Below are 24,109 nucleotides of genomic sequence, written 5' to 3' on the forward strand. Positions count from 1 at the left end.
CTGTCTTTATTATCCCAATTAAGCGATTTTTGTACCTATAATTTAACTTTTTTTAACATTTAAAGGAAAAATATAGCGTGATATTAGTCGTTTGTAAGTCAGTTATTTAACAACTAACTGTTTTTACTTTTTTCAATCTAAAACACAAATAATAATAACATGAAAGACCGCAGAAACTTCCTCCGCACCACAGGCCTTTTGAGCTTTGCCTCGCTTGTGCCTTTTGGCAAAACGTTTGCTTCGGACAAAAACACCGACGAAACAGAAGTAAATACTTGTGTGCTGATTCCGACCGAAACAGCAGGCCCTTTTCCGCTGGATTTGACCGCTAACACTACTTATTTCCGCCAAAGCATCAACGAAACCAAAACAGGCGTTCCGCTGAATGTCAAAATAAAAATATTGGGCTTAAATAATTGTGCGCCAATGCAAAACGTGCGCGTCAATATTTGGCATTGCGACAAAGACGGTTTGTATTCGGGCTATAGCCAAACCAATAACCCTGGGCAGGCTGGCCTGACGTATTGCAGAGGCTACCAGATGACGGACGCAAACGGTGTGGTTGAGTTTCAGACGATTTTCCCAGGTTGGTATAGTGGTCGCATCTGCCATATTCATTTTCAGGTGTATGTGAGTTCGTCGTATGCGGCTATTTCGCAAATGACTTTCGATGTGGCCACCAAAAACGCCATTTATGCGGCTAATTCCGCACTTTACACCAAAGGCGCAGACCCCATGACGCTGGCTTCCGACAATATTTTTTCCGATGGCTACGCTTACCAAATGGCAACACTTACGGCCAACAGCAGCACTGGCGGCTACGATGCTTATATCGAAGCAACTGTACAAGGCACTGGCACGGTTACGGGCAATTTGGAAAAAGAAAATGCCAAACAATTTAGTTTGGGGCAAAATTACCCTAATCCTTATACCGAACAGACCATTATTCCACTGACACTCCGATACGATTCGGACGTGCGCGTAGATTTGTGGGATTTGTCGGGCAGAAAAGTAGCCAGTCTTTCGCGCGAAGGTTTGGCCGCAGGCGACCAATCTATTACACTTAATATGAGTGAATTAGGTGTTGCGCCTGCTACTTATGCGTATCAGATAGAAGTCAAAAATGCAAATGGAGTTTATAAAGATTGCAAACTAATGACAGCGGCTCGCTAATTTAATTTTACATTTATTGCCACTCTGAAGAGACCTTTGGGTCTCTTTTTTTGTTAGTGGCCTGTAGCGTAATAAAAGATTTGGGACAAAACCCCTAACTTTGCAGTTCTAATCAATTGACAATCTCATTTTCTTGATGGAAAACATTATTAAAGACCTCGACATCATCAGCCCAGAGCAAGATGCTTCTTGCGAGGCCGCCCCGCGCATTAGTGTGGAGAGCAACACAGGCAAAGCCCGCAAATTATATATAGAAAGTTATGGCTGTCAGATGAATTTCTCTGATAGCGAAATAGTTACGTCTATTCTTCACGAAAATGGCTTCGATACGACTGCCGACTTGGAGAGTGCCGACCTGATTTTGCTGAACACTTGCGCCATTCGCGAAAATGCCGAACAAAAAGTAAGACATCGTCTCAAACATTTGGTAGGCCAGAAAAAACGCAAACCAGCCCTAATGATTGGCGTGTTGGGTTGTATGGCTGAGCGTCTGAAAACCAAATTGTTAGAAGAAGAAAAAATCGTGGATATGGTCGTGGGGCCAGATGCTTACCGCGATTTGCCAAAACTTATCAGCGAAGCCGACGAAGGGCAAAAAGCCGTAAACGTGTTTTTGTCCAGAGAAGAAACCTATGCCGACATTACGCCTGTGCGCCTGAACAGCAACGGTGTTTCGGCTTTTATTTCGATTATGCGCGGTTGCGACAATATGTGTAGCTTCTGCGTTGTGCCGTTTACACGTGGCCGCGAACGCAGCCGCGACGCGCACTCTATCGTAGCTGAAGCCCAAGATCTTTTTGATAAAGGCTATCGCGAAGTAACGCTTTTGGGACAAAACGTGGACAGCTACAAATGGGAAAGTGAAGATAAATCTGAAAAAGTAAATTTTGCTCAATTGCTTGAACGCGTAGCACTTGTACACCCAGATTTGCGCGTTCGCTTTAGTACTTCGCACCCCAAAGACATTACCGACGAGGTACTTTACACCATGAAAAAGTACGAAAATATTTGCAATTACATTCACTTGCCAGCGCAAAGCGGCAACTCGCGTGTGTTGGAAATAATGAATCGTACTTACGACCGCGAATGGTACATGGACAAAATTCGTTCGATTCGTAACATTTTGGGCGAAGATTGTGGCATTTCGAGCGATATGATTGCGGGTTTTTGTACTGAAACAGAAGAGGAGCACCGCGATACGTTGTCGTTGATGGAATTTGTGAAATATGACTACGCGTATATGTTCGCCTATTCGGAACGCCCAGCCACGCCAGCCGCCAAAAAATACACCGACGACATTCCTGAAGACGTGAAAAAACGCCGCCTCAACGAAATCATCGAATTGCAAAATCTTCATTCGCGCGAGCGCAACAAACGTCACGTAGGCAAAGTACATCGCATTTTGATAGAAGGCACTTCGCGCCGCTCAGAAAATGACCTTTGTGGCCGCAACTCCGAAAACGTAATGGCGGTGTTTCCGCGTGGCAACTACCAAAAAGGCCAATACGTGAACGTGATGGTAACCGACTCTACGGGCGGGACGCTTATCGGTCATATTGTAGAATAATTTAACTTCCCAAAAGGCAGGCAAGTGGCTCATTACGTGCCAGTTGCTTGCCTTTTATTTTTTTGTTTAAATAAATTTTAAAAGATAAAACACTGCTATTATTATGTTTGATATGATGAAAATGATGGGTAAATTGAAAGAAGCCCAAGAAAAAATGCGCGTGGTGCAAGAAGAATTGGCCAAACTTACGCACACCGCCGAAGCGGGTGCAGGCATGGTAAAAGCCACCGTAAACGGCAAACGCCAAGTGCTCAAAATCGAGATTGACGAGGATTTGTGTAAGCCCGAAGACCGCCAAACGATTCAGGATTTGACCGTTGCGGCCATCAACAAAGCCCTTGCCGACATGGACGAGAAAATTAAACAAGAAATGATGAAAAGTACAGAAGGTTTGTTGCCTAACATTCCAGGGTTTGACCTTTCTAATATGTAGTTTTATCAATAAAAATCTGACCACCTATTCCCCCCAAAAAACACCTTGGATTCTGCACACATACACGCCATTCTGAAACAATATTGGGGCTACAATCAATTTCGTAGCCTTCAGGAAGATATTATTTTGTCGGTGCTGAGTGGCCACGATACGTTGGCACTGTTGCCGACGGGTGGCGGCAAATCCATTTGTTTTCAAGTGCCTGCGATGGCTCTGGAGGGGATTTGTATTGTTATTTCGCCGCTCATCGCCCTGATGAAAGACCAAGTGGAGCAGTTGCGCAAACGCGGTATTTCGGCTATTGCGGTGGATTCGGGCATGAATCGCCGCGAAATTGATGTGGCTCTGGACAATTGCGTGTACGGAAATATCAAGTTTTTGTACCTCTCGCCCGAACGCCTCCAAACGGATTTGTTGTTGGCGCGTGTTCCCAAAATGAAAGTTGGATTGTTGGCCATCGATGAGGCGCATTGTATTTCGCAATGGGGCTACGATTTTAGACCACCATATTTGCAAATCGCTGAATTTCGGACACTTATCCCCAATGTACCCATTATTGCGCTGACGGCTACGGCCACGCCGCAAGTAAAACAAGATATTCAGGACAAACTAAATTTTAAGCCACAGGCACAAGTTTTTCAGAAAAGTTTTTCGCGAGCTAATTTATCTTATTCTGCTTTTTTGGAAGAAGATAAAAACAAAAGGCTGTTACAAATCCTGCGAAGTGTGCAAGGAACGGCAGTGGTGTATGTCCGAAATCGCAAAAAAACACAAGAATTAGCCACGTTTTTGTACAGAAATGGCATTAGTGCGGACTTTTATCATGCAGGTTTGGACACGGCCACGCGCAACCGCAAGCAAGACGATTGGATTGCCAACCGTATCCGTGTGATAGTGGCTACCAACGCTTTTGGTATGGGCATAGACAAGCCCGACGTGCGCGTAGTGGTGCATACGGATTTGCCCGACAGCTTGGAAGCCTATTATCAGGAAGCAGGCCGCGCGGGGCGTGATGAGCAAAAAGCCTACGCCGTTGCGCTGTATCAGCAAGCCGACATCGACGAACTTTTTCGCAAAATTGAACTGGCCTATCCGCCTGCCGAACTGCTGCGCCGTGTGTATCAGTCTTTGGCCAACTATTACAAAATAGCAGTTGGGAGCAATGTTGGCGTAAGCTATGATTTTGATTTAGAAGATTTTATAAAAACATTTCAATTGCCGCCGCTGACCACATACAACGCCCTGAAGCGTTTGGAGGCTGTCGGGTATTTGCAACTCAGCGAGGCGTATTACTCACCTTCGCGCCTAATGGTGATTCTGGACAACTCGGAACTTTACCAATTTCAGGTAAGCAATCCGCGTTCGGATATGCTCATCAAAGCGATTTTGCGAATGTATGGCGGGGAAGTTTTTATGAATTATGTGCGCGTGAATGAGTTGCAAATCGCCAAAGTGTTGGCCGTGCAGCCCACGCAAATCGTGCAACAATTGGAGTATTTGCAAAAAATGGGTGTGCTGTACTATGAGCAACAGCGCGACAAACCACAAATTACTTTTTTGGCCGAACGCTTCGACGCTGCTACGCTTCCTTTGCCGATGCAGCAAATGGCCGAACGCAAAAATCAGGATTTACAAAAAGCGCAATCTGTAGCCGATTACGTGCGACATCCCACGCGCTGCCGCACGGCTATTTTGTTAGAATATTTTGGGGAAATTGCCGAAAAAGATTGCGGGGTTTGTGATAATTGCCTGAAAAAGAAAAAGTTGGAAAAGGAAAATGATTTGCCCGAACAACTCACACAATTACTTACACAAATGCAGCCTTGCACGCCCGAAAAGCTCACCGAAAAGCTGCCAAGCAATCGCCAGCCACAAGCTATTACGCTGTTGCGCCAATGGCTCGACGAAGGTAAAGTAACGCGCCAACCCGACGGGCTTTTAATATTGAATCAGTAGATACGCACAGCAGTGCGTATCTACAATTAAAATTCATGTTATCCCAAAAGTTCGGCTCGGCGACGTTGGTAACCGTCCCAAAGTTCGCGAACGAGTTGGGCGGCTGGCTTGATGTCCTGAATCATGGCCGAAACTTGCCCAATTTCCAACTCGCCTTCGTTCATTTCTCCTTCAAAAATACCGCGTTTGGCGCGGCGCGAACCCAGTAATGCGGCCAATTCCTCCGCATTTGCGCCATTATTTTCGGCTACGCGCACGGCATCGGCAAACTCATTTTTGAGCAACCGTACAGGCGTTAATTTTTTGAGCATCAGGGAAGTATCACCTTCTTTGGCTGCTATAATTGCTTGTTTGAAATGCTCGTGTGCGGAAGATTCGGCACTGGCTGCAAACAAACTGCCTACTTGCACACCGTCTGCGCCTAAAGCCATTGCCGCGAGCATGGCTCTGCCATCGCCAATACCGCCAGCGGCAATAAGTGGCAATGTTACGGCATCGCGTATCATTGGGATAAGACAAAGTGTGGTGGTTTCTTCGCGTCCGTTGTGGCCGCCTGCCTCAAAACCTTCGGCAACAATAGCATTTACGCCCGCTTGTTGGGCTTTGAGTGCAAATTTGGTGTTGGCAATTACGTGCACGACCGTAATGCCTTTGTCTTGCAAAAAACTCGTCCAAGTGGCGGGGTTGCCTGCCGACGTAAACACGATTTTCACGCCTTCTTCCACAATGATTTGCATGAGTTTTTCGATGTCGGGGTAGAGTAAGGGCACGTTTACACCGAAAGGCTTTTGAGTGGCTGCTTTGCATTGGCGAATGTGCTCGCGCAGCACTTCAGGGTACATAGAGCCAGCCCCAATCAGGCCTAAGCCACCCGCCTCACTTACGGCAGCGGCAAGCCGCCAACCGCTACACCAAATCATGCCACCTTGTACGATAGGATACTCAATATCAAAGAGTTTACTAATTACGTTTTGGTTTTCCATAGTTTAGAAAATGTATATTAATTATTGGGCAAAGTAGTGTAAAGTTTATAAAATATCCCAAAGCATTTTGAAAACAATTCATACTTTTTGTATCGCAAAAACGTTACTTTAAGATTTTTTCTGAATAATTATTTAACTTCGCAACCTGATAGTTTTAATAATTTTTAGGAAAAGCAACGCATGGCTAAATTTGTTTCGGGAGAAGAACAACTCAAATGGCTCTACGATATTCTATGGAATGCCAAGAAAACGTTGCTCATTGTTACTCCACATCTGAAACTTGACGAATACTATAAACGCCTATTAAACAAGCATTTATACAACCCTAATATCCATATTATCGTTGTATTTGGTAAAGGTGATACCGACAAAGCAAACCTTATTCGCAACGACATTGAATTTTTTAAGAAATTCCCGAACGTGAGTTTGGTGTATTGCCAAGAGCTGCGTTCGCGCTACTATGCCAACGAACTCAAAGGTTTGGTTACGTCTTTGAATCTGTATGAAAATCTGTATAAGATCAACTTAGATTTTGGGGTAGCCGACGAAACGCCCGACAGCAACCGCATCGTTCGCAATGAATACGATACGCAAGCGTGGGATTTTTGTTCGCAATTGGCGCAAGCCAACGATGCTGTTTTTGTGAAACGTCCCAGCTACGAACGTAAATTATATGCTTCGCTTTTTGGTAAAAATTATGTGCGTTCGGAGGTGCTTTTGGACTTGACCACTGGCGCAGTGGAGAATATTGTACAAATCAAGAATGAAAAACGCCGTTTAAGCGATTTCCCCGAAACTATCGAGTTGAGTCCGCGCGTGGTAACATATCAGGGCAAAAATGAAAATAGTTTGCTGGAAGGCGACAACATCAAGCAAGGTTATTGTATTCGCACGGGCAAACATATTCCTTTTAATCCCAAACGCCCCATGACCGACGACTCCTACGACACGTGGGCATTTTTTATGGATTATGATTATCCCGAAAAATATTGTCATCGCACGGGCAAGCCTTCTTACGGCAAAACCTCTATGCGAAATCCTATCTTGTATTGATTTTTAACGAAAATATTTCTTATTTTATAGAAATTTTTCAAACATAAAATCTCAGCGCAAAGACCAAACCTATGATAGGCAGCCAAATAGCACATTACCGCATCGACAAACTACTCGGAGAAGGTGGTATGGGTGGCGTGTATTTGGCCGAAGACCTCAAGCACAAACGCAAAGTTGCTATAAAGGCCTTATTTTCGCATTTGGCTATGCAACAGACTGTACGAGAGCGTTTTAGATACGAGGCCAGCACGATGGCGCAACTCTATCATCCCAACATCGTGCAGTTGCTGGATTTTATTGATGAAAATGGTTTGTATTTGGTGATGGAATATGTGGAAGGCATTGAGCTGGATCGCTACATCATTACCCAAAACAAACATTTGCCTTGGCCCGAAGCCGTCGAAATGCTCATGCAAATACTTGACGCACTGAGCTACGCGCATAGACGCGGCGTAATTCATCGCGACCTAAAGCCTTCCAATCTGATGATAGACAAAACGGGACGGGTCAAAGTATTGGATTTTGGCGTAGCCAAAATTTTAGATCAAACCAACTCGCCTTCGCTCACGCGCACGGGCACTAAAATTGGCACTATTTTGTACATGAGTCCCGAACAGGTGAAAGGCCTGCCCGTGGACGCACGCGCCGACATTTATTCGCTGGGTGTTACGCTGTTTCAGATGCTGACGGGGCGTTGCCCGTATGATTTGGCGTTGGAAAACGAATTTGATATTTCCCTGAAAATCGTCAATGAACCGTTACCACGTCTGAGCGCGTATTACACGGACATTCCGTCTGAATTACAGCGAATTATAGACAAAGCAACAGCCAAAAGCCCGCAAAATCGTTACCAAGATTGTTATGAATTTGCCGAAGCCTTGCACGGCTTGCAGCAGCTTTACAAAGAAGTGGAATGGCAACCCGTAACTATCGAGCCGCCCGCCGACAACGTTGAAGATAAGCCGTTTGATTGGAATGTTTTTTGGGAAGAAAAGAAATATTATTTAGTTTCAGTCTTTATTTTGTTGCTGGCCGTTACGTTTGTTTGGTTGGAAAATACCACGATTCACAAACAAATTTTTAGAAAACACCACACCGAAACCGAGCTTAAAGCCCGTGTGTACGACTATTACAAAAATCTGGAAACACATGATTTTGATAAAGTGAAGACTTTTTATGCTCCTCAAATAGAGCAGTATTTTAACAGTAACAATCAAAATCAACAACAAATTAAAGACCTTTCGGAACGTTATTGGGAGAAAACGCCCAAAGAAGACCACGCCATCGCATGGGAAACTTTTAAAGCGAAAGAAGACGAAAACGGCAATTATACGGTACGTTTTACGTTGTCGTACCACTACAGGCGCAACGGCCAAAAGAAATGGCAAGTCGTAACGGCCAAAACACAAATAAAACTCAACAACGACCTGAAAATTTACGCCATTACAGGTTCTAACTAATTTTATAAAAAACTGATGCATTGGCTCTTAACAAAAATTATTTGGCAAAATAAAAGCAAATGGCAACTGTTTTTGGCGGCTGCGGGCTTTGTCGCAGGGCTGGTGATTATGCTGGTAGCCGTACAAATTTACTGGGACATAGAAGCTGCTTTGCAACCTCAAAAAAACAAATCTGGGCGCGATTTTTTGATTTTGAATAAAGAAATTGGGCTGGCCAATACGCTCAAACTTGCCAGTAGCCAATTTACTCAAAATGAAATAGATAGCCTTAAAAACCAGCCGTTTGTAACCAAAATCGGACTTTTTACTTCCAATCAATTTGAGTCGTATTTGGAGGCCAGTTCCCTGATTCCGTTCAAAACCAATTTGTTTTTCGAGGCCGTCCCCGACGATTTTCTGGACGTAGTGCCCTCGCAGTGGGTATGGGACGAACACAGCGATTTTGTCCCGATTATGATGTCGCAGGATTTTATTAATCTCTATAATTTTGGTTACGCGCCCTCGCAAGGCTTGCCGCAAATCCCCAAAGAATCTGTAACATTGCTGCCACTTACCTTGCGCATTGCGGGCAAAGGCGGAGAGCGTGTCTATGATGCGCAAATTGTGGGTTTTAGCGACCGTATCTCGTCAGTGCTTGTGCCTGAGCGTTTTATGGTGTGGGCAAACGAACATATTGGCCAAAGTACAGGCCAACAACCTTCGCGCCTGATCGTGGAAACGCCCAATGCTTCGGATGCGGCGGTAGCTGATTACCTGAAAAAACATGGCTATGTAACCAACCAAGACAAACTCCGCGCCAGCCAAACCAACGGCGTTTTGCGTGTAATTATGAGTCTTGTTGGGCTGTTGGGCGCATTTTTTATCGCGCTTTCGGTGGTTATTTTCCTGATGAATTTTAGGCTAATTATCGCCGAAGCCAAAGAAGAAATTCGGTTGCTGTTGCAACTGGGCTATAAGGTAAAAACATTATCTTTTAATATGTTGTTGTATTTTTCAGTAGGTTTGCTGGTGGCTTCGGGTTCAGCTATGGTTATTTTTACGAAGCTCATTGCAAGCCTACACGCCTTTGTGAGTGCCAACGGCTTGCCTATTACGACGGACATTAACAGCACCGTTTGGACGTTGGCCGCCGTGTTGGTAGCTGGCTGCTGGGCGGTAAGTAGTTTGTCTGTGTGGCGGTTGTTGCGTGTGGCAGCCCAGTAATTTTTATTTTTTATCTTTCAACTTTTGATACGCTGGAGTATATGAATTGCATGATTATAGACGATGAGCAGATGTCGCGGCTTGCCCTAAAAATGCTTATCGAACAAACTAATTTTTTGCATTTACATTATGAATTCGAAAGTCCCGTGCAAGCTATTGCGCATTTGGGCGAAGTGGATTTGATTTTTTTAGATGTAGAAATGCCACAGATGACAGGTTTGCAATTCCTTGAAAATGTGGATATTGCCCCACAAATTATCCTGACGACTTCCAAACCAGAATATGCCGTCAATGCGTTTGAACACAGTGTTACGGATTATTTGGTGAAACCTTTGGAGTATCCACGTTTTTTGAAGGCCGTACTCAAAGCCCAACAAAATTATAAGGCTTCGATGGCTGGTGCCATTCCTTACAACACGACTTCCGATTCTATTTTTATCCGCACGGATGCGCGTATTGTCAAGATTTCGTTGAGTCAGATTACCTACATCGAGGCGTTGGCCGACTATGTAACCTTGCACGTGGGCGACGAACGTTATATCATTCACGCCACCATGAAGGCACTGGAAAAGAAATTGCCTGCCTCTGAATTTGTGCGAGTGCATCGGTCTTTTATCGTCAATATCAACAAAATAACGGCTATTGAGGATTTTAACATTGCCATTGGTAAGCGAGTTATACCGATTGGTGCGTCGTATAAAGATGCTTTTTTGAAGAAAATTAATTTTTTATAGCAATAACATCAGTGCTTTTGCGGAAAAATAGCCATTGGCTGCCGTTTATCCGCACGCCCAACCGTTTGCCTACTCTGGCAGGCTGTCCACTTGCAATATTATCAGGAATAACTACATTTGTAAAGGAGTGATGCTCAAAATCACTCCTTTTGTACGTTTTTTGTAGTATTTTATAAAACAAAAATTATGCTCGACTGGATTTTAATCATATCGTTGCTGGGCATTGGCTTGCTGCTTTTGCTGGTCGAATTGTTTTTTATCCCTGGAACTACGGTGGTTGGTTTCGCGGGGTTTGGTTGTATCACGGCGGGGTTGTACTTTGCTTTTCGCGATTTTGGCACCCAAACGGGCGGTTGGTTGCTGCTTTTTACGACGGTGCTCGGCGGCCTCATCACGTTTTGGGGGCTTCGTAGCGATGCTTGGAAACGGTTTGCCCTCCGCAAGCAACTCACCGAAAAAGTAAATACGCACGCCGAACGCACTTTGTACATTGGTGCGGTGGGCAAGGCTATTTCGATGTTGCGCCCTGCGGGGAATGCCGAATTTGATGGCGAAATATTTGAAGTACACACCATTGGCGAAATGCTTCAGGTGGGTTCTTTGGTCAAGGTCATCAAAATTGAACATTATAAAATAATTGTAGAACCATCTAATTAACCCAATTTACACATGGAATTTTTAGTTTTCTTTTTCGGAGGAATTATCCTCTTCTTCATTTTTTTGTATTTTATCCCTGTAAATCTTTGGATTACGGCAATGTTTTCGGGCGTAAGTGTTGGCTTGTTCGACTTGGTTTTTATGCGCATTCGTAAAGTGCCGCCAAGTCTGATTGTGCAGTCGCTCATTACGTCCACCAAAGCAGGTCTTAATATTTCGGCTGCCGAACTGGAAACGCACTATTTGGCAGGCGGCCACGTGCAATCGGTTATCAAGGCCCTTATTTCTGCCGACAAAGCCAATATCAATTTGTCGTTTAAGCAAGCGGCAGCCATTGACTTGGCGGGTCGTGACGTGTTCGAGGCCGTGCAAATCTCTGTAAATCCGCGTGTTATCAATACGCCAAACGTGGCAGCTGTGGCGCAAGACGGTATTCAGTTAGTAACCAAAGCACGCGTAACGGTTCGCGTAAACATTGCGCAGTTGGTGGGCGGTGCTGGTGAAGAAACCATTTTGGCGCGTGTGGGCGAAGGTATCGTTACGTCGATTGGCTCGTCGCAATCGCACAAAGAAGTGTTAGAAAATCCTGACAAAATATCTAAACTCGTGTTACACAAGGGTTTGGACGCTGGTACGGCTTATGAAATTCTTTCTATTGACATTGCCGATATCGACGTAGGGGCAAACATTGGGGCAAAATTGCAAATCGACCAAGCCAACGCCGATTTGAAAGTAGCCGAAGCCAAAGCCGAAGAACGCCGCGCGATGGCCGTAGCCATGGAACAAGAAATGAAAGCCAAAACGCAAGAAGCTCGTTCGCGCGTGATAGAAGCCGAAGCCGAAGTTCCTAAAGCGTTGGCCGAAGCCTTCCGCAGTGGCAATTTGGGCATTATGGATTATTATCGTATGCAAAATATGCAAGCAGATACGCAAATGCGTGAGTCTATCGCCAACGGTGGTTCAGATTCGCCTTCGCCTTCTCCAAAACAATAATTGTTCGCGCAGCCACAACCAAAACGCCGTAAAGTTTAAATGCTTTACGGCGTTTTGCTTTTCAGTGATTTAATTTGTTTTTGATAAAATAAAAGAACCATGAATCAATACGACGAAACATTCCAGACTTGGAACAAAATAGCCAAACTCTACGAATCCAAATTTATGCACATGGACTTGTACAATCAGACGTATGATTTTTTCTGCGAAAATATCCCAAACAACAATGCCCATATTTTGGAATTGGGTTGTGGGCCAGGCAATATCACGCGCTATTTGCTTTCTCAAAAACCCAATTGGCAGATATTGGGTACGGACATTGCCCCAAACATGGTGGCTTTGGCGCAGGCCAATAATCCTACGGCGCGGTTTGAGGTGCGAGATTGTCGCCAAATCAGTGATTTGCCGCAGCCGTTTGATGGCATTGTGGCGGGATTTTGCTTGCCGTATTTGTCCGAAACGGAAGCCGAAAAGTTTGTAGCTGATGCTTGCAAACTGCTAAAGCCGCAAGGTGTTTTGTACGTGAGTTTTGTGGGTGGCAAGGCCGAACTTTCGGGGTTTAAGACCAACGGCGAAGGTGACCGCGTATATTTTTATTACCACGACACGCAGCAAATCAGCCTGTTTTTGGAAAAATATGGTTTTGAAATGCTACAACGTTTTGCCATCAATTATCCACTAAAAGACCAAAACACAGAAATTCACGACGTTTGGGTTTGCCGATTGAAAAAATAGTACTCGAACCGATTTATTTTAGCAAAAAATAAAGCCTTTAGGCTTGGCATCTTTGTAGTAAATAACATTTTAGCATTTCCTACAAACGCCGTCGGCGTGTCATCTTTGAATAGTAGATACGCACAGCAGTGCGTATCTACCAAATGCGCGTATCTACTTGTGATACAAAATTAGCTGTGTTTTAATATCGCGGGCACTTGCTTGGCCGATTCGGGCACTTCGCCCGTAAGCGAATGCAAAAATTCTACAATTGACTTGGCTTTTTCGTCGCTCAACTCTTTGTTAAGCTGCAATTTGGCCATAATTTTTACGGCTTCTTCCAAGTTGCGCACGCTGCCATCATGGAAATACGGATAAGTTTTGCCGACATTGCGCAACGATGGCACTTTGAACATATCTTTGTCGGCCTCGGCTTTGGTTACTTCTTTGCGGCCTTCGTCTTTGGTTTTGAAGTTGGCAATGCTGTGATAATCAGCAAAAACACCGAATTTTTGCAACATCGTTCCGCCCAAATTCGCCCCACTGTGGCAACTCGTACAACCTGTTTCCATGAAAGCGCGTAGGCCTTCGCGTTCGGGCGTGCTGAGGGCGTACATTTCGCCTCCCAAATAGCGGTCAAAAGCCGTCGGCGTTACGAGTGTGCGCTCAAATGCCCCAATTGCTTTTTGTATGTTTGCGTAACTAACAGGATTTTTGTCTTCGGGGAACGCCTGCGAAAAAAGCGGCTGATATTCTTTGATGCCTTTTAGTTTTTTAACCAAAAAATCTTGGTTGGGAATGGCCATTTCTACGGGATTGAGAATCGGCATACCTGCTTGCTCTTCTACATCTTTGGCTCTGCCGTCCCAAAACTGAATCGAATGAAAGGCCGCATTCAGGACGGTTGGCGAGTTGCGCGTCCCGAATTTGCCCGCATCGCCTTTGGAAGTTGGCAGCGTGTCCACGCCAAAAGTGGCCAGATTGTGGCACGAATTGCAACTATTATTGCCCGTTTTGCTTAGGCGCGTGTCGTAGTAAAGCACTTGTCCCAACTCGACTTTTGCGGGCGTAATGGGGTTTTCGGGATTGTCGGCGGTGGCGGCCAACGGCTGAAAATTACTTTGTGCATCTTTGAGAAGCTGTTTGTCTGCTTCCAAGCTGCTGGGTTGTGCGGCGGCTTGGCCAGACTTTTTGGAGTCGGGCATACAAGAGGCCATAACTACCACTAATACAATAAATTGTAGTGTTATTTTTTTCATAAAACTGGGTTGAAGTTTGTGAATGATAAAGAATACGCTATTTTAACTTTTTTTAGTTTTTGTTCAAAATAGTAAAAACAAAATGTGTGCTTTTTTGAACAAAATATTTGGGGTAAAAGCCTTTAAATGAACTTCAAATGCCGTCGGCGTGACCTTTAATTTATAATTGACTATAAATCAATGAATTTTAGAACTACTTTTAATATTCCGCCTGCCGATTTTCCGATTCAATACGCGGGCTCGTTGGTAAGTTTGGGTTCGTGTTTTGCCGACCTGATGGGGCAGCGACTCTCCAACGCCAAATTTGATATGTTGGCCAACCCGTTCGGGACGATTTTCAATCCTATTTCTTTGTTCGGGTTGCTGCAAGCCGACGCACATTTTTTTGAGCCGTATTTTGTCGAGCATCAAGGCATTTGGTACAACTATCAGGCACATTCGCAATGCGCCGCCACCAGCCGCGAAGCGTTGGCGCAAGACCTTGGGGCGCGTACCGAAATGCTCCAGCGTTATTTGCAAAAGTCTAATTATCTGATTATTACACTCGGTACGGCTTGGGTGTACGAACTGACGGCACAAGCCCAAACCGTTGCGAATTGCCACAAACAACCTACCAAAACATTCGGAAAACGGCTGCTGGGTGTGGAAGAAATCGAAGGGGCTTTTGTGCAGTGTTATGATTTTTTGCAAAAAATAAATCCTTCTTTGAATATCATCCTGACAGTGAGTCCCGTCCGACATCTGAAAGATACGTTGCCGCTCAATGCCGTGAGCAAATCGGTGTTGCGGCTGGCCAGTCATTATATTTCCGAAAAACATAAAAAAGTAAGTTATTTTCCTGTCTATGAGTTACTTACGGATGATTTGCGGGACTATCGTTTTTACGCGCCCGACATGATACACCCTTCCGAAGTGGCCGAAAATTATATTTGGGAACAATTTACGCAAACCTATTGCCGCCCCGAAACCATGACGCTTATGCAGCAATGGCACGAAATTCGGCGCGATTTGGCGCATCGGCCATTTTTGCCTGAGTCGGCAGCGCATCAGGCTTTTTTGCAAAAACTTTTACAGAAATTAGAGCGAATAGCAGCGCATTTGCCCGTAAAAGAAGAAATGGAGCAAGTGCGCCGCCAATTGATTTAACCAAAAAATATTGTATTTTTCAGGCAACTTCTTCGTGTTTTTATGAAACGTACTTACTGGACTGATACCATTTTTTGCACGCTTTTTGTATTCGTATTTTTGGGAATAACCTATTGGTTTACAGGGATTTTTGACGTACTAAAGCCGCTTTCGCAAGCCCTGAAAGACTTCGAAATGACCGACCTGATTTACGCGCGACGTGTGGCGGCAGACGGCAGCACTTACAATCTGCAAGACGACCACGCCGCCGCCGATACCAACATTGTGTTGGTCAATATCGGCACGCTCAACCGCGAAGGCATCGCCGCAGAAGTGGAAGTAATCAATGCTCAAAAGCCGCGCCTTATCGCCATAGATACCGTGTTCGAGCAAGCAACTACGCCGCAAGCCGACAGCCTTTTGGCTGCTTCGTTGGCGCAAGTGGAGCATTTGGTTTTGGGCGTAAATGTCTATCAATCGCGCCTTACCGAAAAAGATTCGTTGGGTAGTTATTACGCGCCACTGTACGCCAACGCCAAAAAAGCCGCGCTGGGTTTTGCCTCTGGTGCTCGCAATAAAGTAACACGCGACTTTTATCCAGCCCGACACGTTGGCGACAGCCTGATTCCGTCTTTTGCGGCGCAAATGGCCAAAATCGCCTATCCGCACGCTTACGAGCATTTGCAGGAGCGCAACAACACCAAAGAGCGCATCAATTACAGACGAACGGATTTGCAGTACATCACGCTTGACGTACAAGATATTTTTAATCCAGAACTGGCCGTTAATCTGAAAGATAAAGTCGTGATTTTGGGCTACATGGGGCAGCAACTCGGCACGCAGTCGTGGGAAGTGAAATACTACACACCGCTCAACGAAAAGTACATCGGCAAAACTGCTCCCGATATGTTTGAGGCGGCCATACACGCCAATACGTTGTCTATGATTAAAGACAGCGATTATCTTAATCAAATGCCGCAGTGGTTGTGTGTGCTACTGGGAATTGCACTTTGTTTGCTCAATGTTAGGCTGTTTCTGTGGGTCAATCAATGGTTCTCGAGGTGGTACGATGCCATAACAAAGCTGTTACAGTTTGTTGAAATAGCTCTATTACTATACATTGTGCTGTTAGTTTTTTCGCATTTTCATTACAAAATAGACCTAACTTTAGGACTTACAGCCCTCCTCTTTGCAGGAGACTTACTGGAAGTATATACTTCTGTTGTAAAAAATTTAGCTTTGTTATTAAAAACAAAAATACCAAGAATCTAAAATTATATTTTATTTTTTTTCAATAATACGATATAGTATTTGTAAATAACATTGTAAAAATTTCATTTGAGATATAATATATAACAATGATTTCGCACGCGAGAATACCGCGTACGCAACGATTTTTTTTAACTCTACCATACTAAAACACTCAATACGCACGGGTGTAATATTTTGACTTGATATAGATTTTTTGGTATTCGTTGCTCTGCGATATTTGGACTTAACAAATTTCGTATAGAAATGTAAACGTTTGCGGCGTTTTTTTTAACCTGCCACATATCTTAATAATTAGCATTTTTTCTTTTTTGTCTCAATCAGTTATCACCCGCTGGCAAAGCTAATTTTGATAGTTTTTCTAGCATAAAATCACACATTAAATCTTATGATTCCCACTGCTACTTACGAACAAGAGCCCGTTGCGGCTAATGGTCAAAACCCTTCGATGAAACAAAAAAGTTTGGAAGATCGTCTTTGGATGGACTCGACACTGAGCCGCTTCGATGAGGTTTTGCGTATCAATTATGATAAAACAATCGAGGTTTTTACGGATTTGGTGGTAGCGGAAACCTGCGAAATCGTGGGAGCTATTTCGGGGTCATTTTTTGTAGTGGACGAACAACGTAACATTATTTTGGCGACGGCTGGATTTGGTTGTACGCCCGAAACGATGGCCAAAACGCAATTCAAAATTGGAGAAGGTATTGTAGGACAGGTAGTTAAATCGAAAGCTACGCGCTATATCGAAAATGTCCCCGCGCAATCGGTGTTGGTGGCCAGTTCGTTAGGAAGCATCAGCGCGGCCTCGTTGATTTGTTTGCCGCTGATTTTTAATGAAAAAGTATATGGCGTAATTGAGTTGATTAGCCTGCGACCATTAGAAAATAAATTCCAAGATTTTTTGGAGCGTTTGTGCAAAAACATTGCTTCTACGCTGCAAAGTATCCAAAACAATATGCGCACACGCGAATTGCTTATTCAGCTACAAGAAGAAGCTTCGCAGCGTGCCGCACAAGAAGAAGAATTGCGCCAAAACTTAGAAGAACTGGAAGCGACGCAAGAGCAAATGCAACGCCAACAATCAGAACTTCAGCTACTTAAAGAAAATCTAGAAAGAGAAGTTGCCGACCAAACCGCCGAGCTTAAAAACTTGATGCAACGCTTTGATTTGGCGGCCAGCACCACCACCGAAGGCCTTTGGGACATTATGATTCCCAGCAACATGGAGGTAGATGGCACTACGCCGTTTTGGTGTTCGGATACGATGCGCAAAATGTTGGGCTATGCCAACGAACAAGAATTTCCAGGATTGTTACAAAATTGGATAGACCTTTATCACCCAGAAGATACGGCTGCGGTAGAAAAGGCATTTTTAGACCATTTGTTTGACGTAACGGGCAAATACAAATATGATATTGAATGCCGTTTACGCCTAAAAGATGGTAGTTATCAATGGTTTAGAGCGGTAGGAAATACGTTGCGCGACCCGCAAGGCCGCCCGATTCGCGTGGCTGGTTCTTTGATTAATGTTCAAGCACAAAAAGATATTGACAAACTTCACCATGAGCTGGTAGCCGAAAAACAACGCATCGAGCTGATGGCGCAGACGCTGGAAAAAGTATTGGTATCGTTGCCAGACGGTTTGTTTACTTCGGACATGGACGGCAACATCGATCGTTTCAATGACGCGACACTTCATCTAATCGCAGCAAATCCTGACCACAAACCCGAAAACGCGAAAGATTTTCTTAAAATGATGCGTTTGGAGAGGCTTAACAACCACCAACGCTACCGCCAAAAATTATTCTGCTTGGATGGTTCAACCAAATTGGTAGAACTCGTGACCAACTCTTTCGAGATTGGCGACAAAAAACAAAGAGTGTTTTATATGCGCGACATCACCGACGCGGTGCGCAAAGAACAAGACCTTATCAATACGTTGGAGCAGTTGGAAGAAGCCAAATCGAATTTGGAGCAAGCCAGCACCAGCAATCGTAAATTAAAAAACTAATTGTATCACAGACACACCGTTAAAGCTATGGTAGAAATACAAGGCAAATTTTTTACGCTCATCGGAATGCTAATGAGCAACAAACCAGAGCATTTGGAAAAAGCGAATGCTTATTTGGAAAGTGAAATAGGGCTTACACACTTGGAACTTGACCCCGAAGATTTTTATGATATTACGGTATGGGTTCGTTATCTGGAAATTTATCAGGAGTCGTTGGGTGGCAATAAAGCAGAGGTAGCCAAATCCGTAGGAAAACGCATTTATCCGACGGTAAAAAGAACTTCAGGTTTTCCTCCACACCTCAAAACACCTTTAGATTTTATTCTTTTTGAAGCAGAAGGCTTTAAAGGCGCACATTTAGGCGATAATATCAAGCAGCGTACTTTCCTCAAAAAAGAAGAAGGCTTGGTGGAAGTAGTGGCGACACCGCCTTGTGTTGGTTATCCTGAAGGCTTAATAGAAGGCGTTTATTTGGGGATTATGGAACTATGCGGCATCAAAAACGGTAAAGTTTCGCTTATTGGAGCAGATACTTTCCGAGTGGAATGGTAAGCCTCCCTTTCTTTTTTCATCTTTCAGCAATTATTTTTTTGACCAAAAGACATTGGCTTTATTTCTCAATAAAGCCAATGTCTTTTGAAAATCTTTCCTCCAGCGTATGATACAAGAATTACCCAAACACGAAGAATTGCAAGTATTTCTAAATCAGCAAAATAAGGCTGTTCAAAATACTCATCAAACAACAAATCATTGGCAAACCAAATTGCTGCACGCCCTCAAAGGCGAAGGCGATACGGATTTGCATCAATGGGCTGAGCCTATTTTGGAACTTTTGGCGCAAAAACTGAGTGCTTTGCAGGCTACCTTGTATTTTTTTGATGAAGAAGAACAAAAACTAAAATTAGCGGCTTGGTACAGCCCAATTTATCCCGATAACATTCCGCAAACCGTAGAACTTGGACACGGAACAGTTGGCCGCGCCGCCAAAACACACAAAACAGTTCGCACCAACCTGAAAGGCTTTTCTTCTTTTTCGGCTACGACCGAATTTCAGCCCGATTGGTTGCTTACCGTGCCGCTCATGAACAATTACAAATTGGCGGGTGTGTTTGAATGTACGGCTTTCGACCACGAAGCAAACCATATTGCACAACAAGAATTTGATGGGGCTTTGCCTTTTGTGGCTTCTGCGTTGCATTCTATTCTGAAAGAAAAACAGTTGCTCCGAAGTCTTGCACAGCTCCGCGACGAACGCGAACATTTGCAAACATTGGCTTCGGTAGGCACGGAAGGCGTGGCATTTATTGATAATTTCCGCGTCATTGACCACAATTACGCTTTTAGCCAAATGTTTGGTTTTGAAAATGACGAGTTGGAAGGAATGCACTTGGCCGAGTTGCTAAAAGACAATATTTTTTCGCAAGTAAATTTTTCGGAAGAAGCCTTTGCCGAAACGGAAGCACGCCGCCAAGACGGAAGCATTTTTGTGGTAGAAATGCAATTGCGTAAAGTGTTGCGCCAACGCCGCCAAATGATGGTGCTTACCTTGCGCGACATTAGCAAACGCAAAGCTGCCGAAATACAATTGGCTGATAGCCAGCAAAAATTACAGGCTGCCGAGCAAGTAATTACGCTTACCAAAGAAGTAGAAGAGAAAAATAAAAAGATTACGGCCAGTATCAATTATGCCAAAAATATACAAGATGCGCTGTTGCCGAAGCAATCCGAAATGGCGCAACAGTTAGCCGAATATTTTATTTTTTATCAATGTAAAGACGTGGTGAGCGGCGATTTTTATTGGCATCACGCCGCAGGCAATAACACTTGCTATTTGGCGGCTGTGGACTGCACTGGGCACGGCGTACCAGGCGCGTTTATGTCTTTCGTGGGTTATACGCATCTCAATTCAGTGGTAAAACATCAGGGTTTTAACCAACCCGAAGCCATTTTAAAACAACTTGACCAAGAAGTTGTAAAAACATTGCGCCAAAACGAAAACAAAAACTCACGCGATGGCATGGACGTTGGTTTGATAAAATTGCAACTCGATACGCGCGAATGGTCTTTTGCGGGAGCGCATCGCCCAATGGTGATGTACAGCAATGGCCGAATCACAGAAACCAAAGGAAGCAAATGCGCCATTGGCGGCTGCCAAGGCACAAAACATACCAAAGAAATTGGGGCAACGGCTGGCCAATGGAAATCAGGCGATATGTGTTATTTGTTCTCGGACGGATACGCCGACCAATTTAACCTGAAAGGGGAAAAATTTATGGCCAAACGCCTCAAGCAATTGTTTCAAGAAATCGGGCATTTGCCTGCCAATGAGCAACATAACATCCTTAAGTCGCAGTTTGAAGAATGGAAATTTGGCTCTTCGCAAATGGATGACGTATTGATTATTGGGGTTCGTTTGCCCTAATTTTAAGGCGATTTGCTATCAGAAGTTGTTTTTTTCGGTTAAAATGCTGTGTGGTTTATACCAAACATTTGTACTTTCGTGCTGAAAGCCTTCGTTAATGCTAAAAGGTTGGTTATTTTTCTGAAAAAACGCCGCTTTTTTTGTATTATTCGGATTACTCTGACAACTTCTGATAGTAAATATCGTATGATTTGGAAATTACGTCCAGTTATTTTTTTCTTGGGTTTGGGGCTGCTGCTGGGAGCTTGCCAAACCTATTCGAGCCTAAATACCGTTAATTTAGAATATCGCTACGATGCCAATATGCCCGTTTCCGTACAGCAGGCCGTACTGGACGCTGGCGCGAACGTTCGCTTGTATTTGGCCATAGATGCCAAGAAAATATTGCCCAATGCACCCGCCCAAAGCCTTTTGGATTATTATGGTTTTACGGGAAATCTTAGCCCCAGTTATAAAAGCAAATACATCATCAGGCACGATACTTTAGTTCCTCAGCAAATTTTTAGAGATAAAAAAGGCATATTTTACGCGGTGTTTAATATTGAAAAAGCACAAAATTTACCTTTTGGAGTCATTGCCTTAGATATTTACGAACGTGGCACAGACCGCAGTTATGTCATGGACATTCCGCTGGATTTTGAACCAGCCAATCCCATTGCCAACAAATATTTGCTTTTCAGAAATGGAAGTACCATTCCTTTGATGCAAAACTATTTTGCTCCCCGCGATACGGTGAGTATCAGAAGTTTATTGGCCAAAAATAAAACACTCTTTATCAAACATTATTCGGAAGAAACCTTTTCAGCTTCGTTGCCGCCGATGAGTGTCAATTCTACCATTACCAACAAAAAATCTTTAAAACTTTTAGGTCGTTTTCAGATAAACACCGACAGGCTACTACAATTCTCCGAATCAGGTCTTTATTTTGTACAAGAAGATACTACTTCTAACGATGGTTTTTCGTTTGTGGTACAAGAAAATAAATTTCCGCGTGTAACAATCCCTCAAGAGTTGGTCAACCCGTTGGTGTACATCACCACCCGCGAGGAACGCAATAAATTGAGCAATTCCCCCAAGCAAAAAGAAACGCTTGACCAATTCTGGTTGGACGTTGGCGGCAACCGCGACCACGCTCGCAACGTAATCCGTAACTTTTATGAGAACGTGGAAGAAGCCAACCGCCTGTTTACCAGCTTCGAACAAGGTTGGAAAACAGACAGAGGCATGGTATATATTATTTTTGGTAAACCCGACCGTTTGTTACGCTTCGACGACCACGAAGAATGGTACTACGACCGCAACCTCAATGACTCAGGCCTGATGTTTGCCTTTTTCAAACGCCCGACCATTTTTACACCTGAAAACTACGAGCTGATGCGTTCGGGCGACTATTCGCACGCATGGTTCGGGACGGTGGAGCAATGGCGCAAAGGCGTGCTCCGACATTAAAATTAGCACACTACACAACTTTCTGATAATTAAGTTTTTATGGCAAAAACAAACAAACAAGAAACAACTCCGCCACCTGTTAGCACAGCAACGGCATTACCCAACAAAGATATTTTTCAGGTAAACAAACTCACGCTGGCATTGCTTACGCTTGCTTCGGGGCTTTTTTACGCCTACTATTCTACGCGTTCCGATGGTTTTTATCAGCAAGACGAGGCGGGGCATTTTATTTCGATGCTGGATTTTTGGCACGTGCCAAGCTCCATTCTTTCCAATTGGGCAAAACCCGGTTACAAACTCATTTACGTTTTGCCTGCGTTGTTGGGCAAAAATGCCGTGATGTTACTTAACTGTTTTTTTGCGGCCATGTCGGGTTGGTTGGCCTACAAAATCGCCGAGAAATTGGGTAGCTGCAAACCGCTTTTAGCCTTCATTCTGTTGGTAACACAGCCGCTTTGGGTGGCTCTTTCTTTCCGAAATTATTCCGAAATTCCGTCGGCGTTTTTGTTGGCATTGGCTGTTTACTTGCACCTTTTGGACAAACGTTGGTTGGCGGCTTTGGTCGCTTCGTATATCTGTACCATTCGCCAAGAATTTATCCCGATTCTGGGGCTTTATGGCTTGTATGCGCTGTATCGCAAAGATTGGTTGGTGGTGGCGATGCTCACGGTGTTTCCGTTGCTGCAAAACCTGTGGGGCGGTATGCTCAACAACGACCCTTTGTATTTGCTGCATCAAATATTGGGAAATTCTGAAGGCATACAAGACGCATACCCGCGTCAGGGTTTCGACCACTATTGGCGCACTTCTATTGTCGTGTTTGGGGCTGGGGCAATTGCTTTGTTGGTGGCCTACATCGGCACGCAAATTTTACAACGCAAACAACCTGTGTATCTGGTGCTTGCGCCTGTGTTATTGTATGTGCTGGTAAACAGTGTTTTTAACTGGCAAGCGGTTCATATTGGCCCTTCTACGGGCGGCAACTTGCGTTATATGTTGTTTATTTCGCCGCTCGTGGCTGTGCTTGGCGCGTTGGCCGTAGATGAATACGAACAAATGCCCGACCGTTGGCGCATTGCGTATTTTTTAGTGCCTTTGGCGATTGTGGTGGCTTTGTACCTGAATCACAAACATAATTATGTGCTTTTGCAGGAAGAAAGCGACCCCAAACCGTTGATGGGCGTGATGTTGGCGGCTGTGGTGTTGTTGTTGCCGATGTCGGCGATGATCAAAACGGCGGTTTTTGGTTTGGTGTTTTTGTTTAATGTGTATATCAATAGCAGCCCCATGAAAATGTCTGACGAAGACCGCACTTGCCGCGAGGTGGCCAACTGGTACAAACAAAATCAAGCACAGTTTAAAAATAAGTTACTGTATGTCAATCACGTGATGTTTTTTTATTTCTTAGAAAAAACCCGTGCCGACCTTACGCCCGAACCCAAAGCCATTAGCAGTGAAGCCGATATGCAGGCCGCGCCGAAAGGAAGTTTTGTGTTTTGGGATTCGCATTACGGTTTCCGACCCAACCTCAAACGCGGTGTAAACATTGATTACTTCCTCAACAAACCCGCCGAATATACGCCGTTGCAGCAGTTTATTACGCCACAGCAAAATTTTGGTTTTGTCATTTTGGAGAAAAAATAAA

At 44.2% G+C, this 24,109-nt stretch carries 20 protein-coding genes and 1 pseudogene; 19 read left to right on the forward strand and 2 right to left on the reverse strand.

Going from position 1 to position 24,109, the window contains the following annotated elements:
- Positions 1-159: 159 nt before the first annotated feature.
- The 4 genes from BM090_RS02175 (at position 160) to BM090_RS02190 (ending at position 5,129) form a co-directional block, all read left to right on the forward strand.
- Positions 160-1,173 carry a dioxygenase family protein gene (locus tag BM090_RS02175; RefSeq protein ID WP_091506552.1) on the forward strand — a complete coding sequence of 338 codons (1,014 nt, stop codon included), beginning with the start codon at positions 160-162 and terminating at the stop codon, positions 1,171-1,173.
- Positions 1,174-1,309: 136 nt separating this feature from the next.
- The gene (gene miaB / locus BM090_RS02180) at positions 1,310-2,740 is read left to right on the forward strand and encodes a tRNA (N6-isopentenyl adenosine(37)-C2)-methylthiotransferase MiaB (protein ID WP_091506555.1); all 1,431 of its coding nucleotides are present in this window, start codon (positions 1,310-1,312) and stop codon (positions 2,738-2,740) included.
- Between the two features lie 103 nt (positions 2,741-2,843).
- A complete protein-coding gene (locus BM090_RS02185) occupies positions 2,844-3,173 on the forward strand; it encodes a YbaB/EbfC family nucleoid-associated protein (RefSeq protein ID WP_091506559.1) in 330 nt (109 codons plus the stop codon).
- A gap of 45 nt (positions 3,174-3,218) precedes the next feature.
- Positions 3,219-5,129: a RecQ family ATP-dependent DNA helicase gene (locus BM090_RS02190; RefSeq protein WP_091506562.1), complete on the forward strand. Its 1,911-nt coding sequence runs from the start codon at positions 3,219-3,221 to the stop codon at positions 5,127-5,129.
- A gap of 38 nt (positions 5,130-5,167) precedes the next feature.
- On the opposite strand, the gene BM090_RS02195 is transcribed toward BM090_RS02190, so the two are convergent.
- Positions 5,168-6,112 (reverse strand): NAD(P)H-dependent flavin oxidoreductase, encoded by a 945-nt coding sequence (locus BM090_RS02195; protein ID WP_091506566.1) that lies wholly within the window; start codon positions 6,110-6,112, stop codon positions 5,168-5,170.
- A 180-nt stretch (positions 6,113-6,292) separates the two neighbouring features.
- On the opposite strand from BM090_RS02195, the gene BM090_RS02200 reads away from it, so the two are divergent.
- The 8 genes and pseudogenes from BM090_RS02200 (at position 6,293) to BM090_RS02230 (ending at position 12,947) form a co-directional block, all read left to right on the forward strand.
- Complete coding sequence (locus BM090_RS02200) at positions 6,293-7,165, forward strand: phospholipase D-like domain-containing protein (RefSeq protein ID WP_091506569.1); 873 nt, start codon at positions 6,293-6,295, stop codon at positions 7,163-7,165.
- Between the two features lie 71 nt (positions 7,166-7,236).
- On the forward strand, positions 7,237-8,625 hold the full coding sequence (locus BM090_RS02205) for a serine/threonine protein kinase (RefSeq protein ID WP_091506573.1): 1,389 nt from the start codon (positions 7,237-7,239) through the stop codon (positions 8,623-8,625).
- Positions 8,626-8,640: 15 nt separating this feature from the next.
- Positions 8,641-9,828, forward strand: a complete 1,188-nt coding sequence (locus tag BM090_RS02210; protein WP_091506576.1) for an ABC transporter permease family protein — start codon at positions 8,641-8,643, stop codon at positions 9,826-9,828.
- Between the two features lie 41 nt (positions 9,829-9,869).
- Positions 9,870-10,562: a LytR/AlgR family response regulator transcription factor gene (locus BM090_RS02215; protein WP_091506580.1), complete on the forward strand. Its 693-nt coding sequence runs from the start codon at positions 9,870-9,872 to the stop codon at positions 10,560-10,562.
- Positions 10,563-10,727: 165 nt separating this feature from the next.
- Positions 10,728-10,952 (forward strand): annotated as a pseudogene (locus BM090_RS18985) (NfeD family protein); the annotation flags it as partial.
- Positions 10,938-11,219, forward strand: coding sequence for an NfeD family protein (locus BM090_RS18990; protein WP_449404125.1), 282 nt, complete (start codon positions 10,938-10,940; stop codon positions 11,217-11,219). The pseudogene BM090_RS18985 and the gene BM090_RS18990, both read left to right, overlap by 15 nt.
- Before the next feature lie 12 nt (positions 11,220-11,231).
- On the forward strand, positions 11,232-12,212 hold the full coding sequence (gene floA, locus BM090_RS02225) for a flotillin-like protein FloA (RefSeq protein WP_091506587.1): 981 nt from the start codon (positions 11,232-11,234) through the stop codon (positions 12,210-12,212).
- A gap of 99 nt (positions 12,213-12,311) precedes the next feature.
- Positions 12,312-12,947, forward strand: a complete 636-nt coding sequence (locus BM090_RS02230) for a class I SAM-dependent methyltransferase (protein WP_091506591.1) — start codon at positions 12,312-12,314, stop codon at positions 12,945-12,947.
- A gap of 170 nt (positions 12,948-13,117) precedes the next feature.
- Here the strand turns inward: BM090_RS02230 and BM090_RS02235 are convergent, their stop codons facing one another.
- Positions 13,118-14,185, reverse strand: a complete 1,068-nt coding sequence (locus BM090_RS02235; RefSeq protein WP_091506594.1) for a cytochrome-c peroxidase — start codon at positions 14,183-14,185, stop codon at positions 13,118-13,120.
- Between the two features lie 180 nt (positions 14,186-14,365).
- On the opposite strand from BM090_RS02235, the gene BM090_RS02240 reads away from it, so the two are divergent.
- The 7 genes from BM090_RS02240 to BM090_RS02270 all read left to right on the forward strand — a co-directional run bounded on the left by BM090_RS02240 (position 14,366) and on the right by BM090_RS02270 (position 24,108).
- Complete coding sequence (locus BM090_RS02240; RefSeq protein ID WP_091506597.1) at positions 14,366-15,331, forward strand: GSCFA domain-containing protein; 966 nt, start codon at positions 14,366-14,368, stop codon at positions 15,329-15,331.
- A gap of 42 nt (positions 15,332-15,373) precedes the next feature.
- Positions 15,374-16,582, forward strand: a complete 1,209-nt coding sequence (locus BM090_RS02245) for a CHASE2 domain-containing protein (RefSeq protein WP_091506600.1) — start codon at positions 15,374-15,376, stop codon at positions 16,580-16,582.
- A 385-nt stretch (positions 16,583-16,967) separates the two neighbouring features.
- Complete coding sequence (locus BM090_RS02250; protein ID WP_091506603.1) at positions 16,968-18,593, forward strand: PAS domain-containing protein; 1,626 nt, start codon at positions 16,968-16,970, stop codon at positions 18,591-18,593.
- Positions 18,594-18,620: 27 nt separating this feature from the next.
- The gene (locus BM090_RS02255; RefSeq protein ID WP_091506606.1) at positions 18,621-19,145 is read left to right on the forward strand and encodes a hypothetical protein; all 525 of its coding nucleotides are present in this window, start codon (positions 18,621-18,623) and stop codon (positions 19,143-19,145) included.
- A 106-nt stretch (positions 19,146-19,251) separates the two neighbouring features.
- On the forward strand, positions 19,252-21,015 hold the full coding sequence (locus BM090_RS02260; protein ID WP_091506609.1) for a SpoIIE family protein phosphatase: 1,764 nt from the start codon (positions 19,252-19,254) through the stop codon (positions 21,013-21,015).
- Positions 21,016-21,201: 186 nt separating this feature from the next.
- Positions 21,202-22,464, forward strand: coding sequence for a GWxTD domain-containing protein (locus BM090_RS02265; protein WP_091506613.1), 1,263 nt, complete (start codon positions 21,202-21,204; stop codon positions 22,462-22,464).
- A gap of 39 nt (positions 22,465-22,503) precedes the next feature.
- The gene (locus BM090_RS02270; protein ID WP_091506618.1) at positions 22,504-24,108 is read left to right on the forward strand and encodes a glycosyltransferase family protein; all 1,605 of its coding nucleotides are present in this window, start codon (positions 22,504-22,506) and stop codon (positions 24,106-24,108) included.
- Position 24,109: the final 1 nt, after the last annotated feature.

This window comes from Flexibacter flexilis DSM 6793 (assembly GCF_900112255.1).
GTDB classification, from domain to species: Bacteria; Bacteroidota; Bacteroidia; order Cytophagales; family Flexibacteraceae; genus Flexibacter; species Flexibacter flexilis.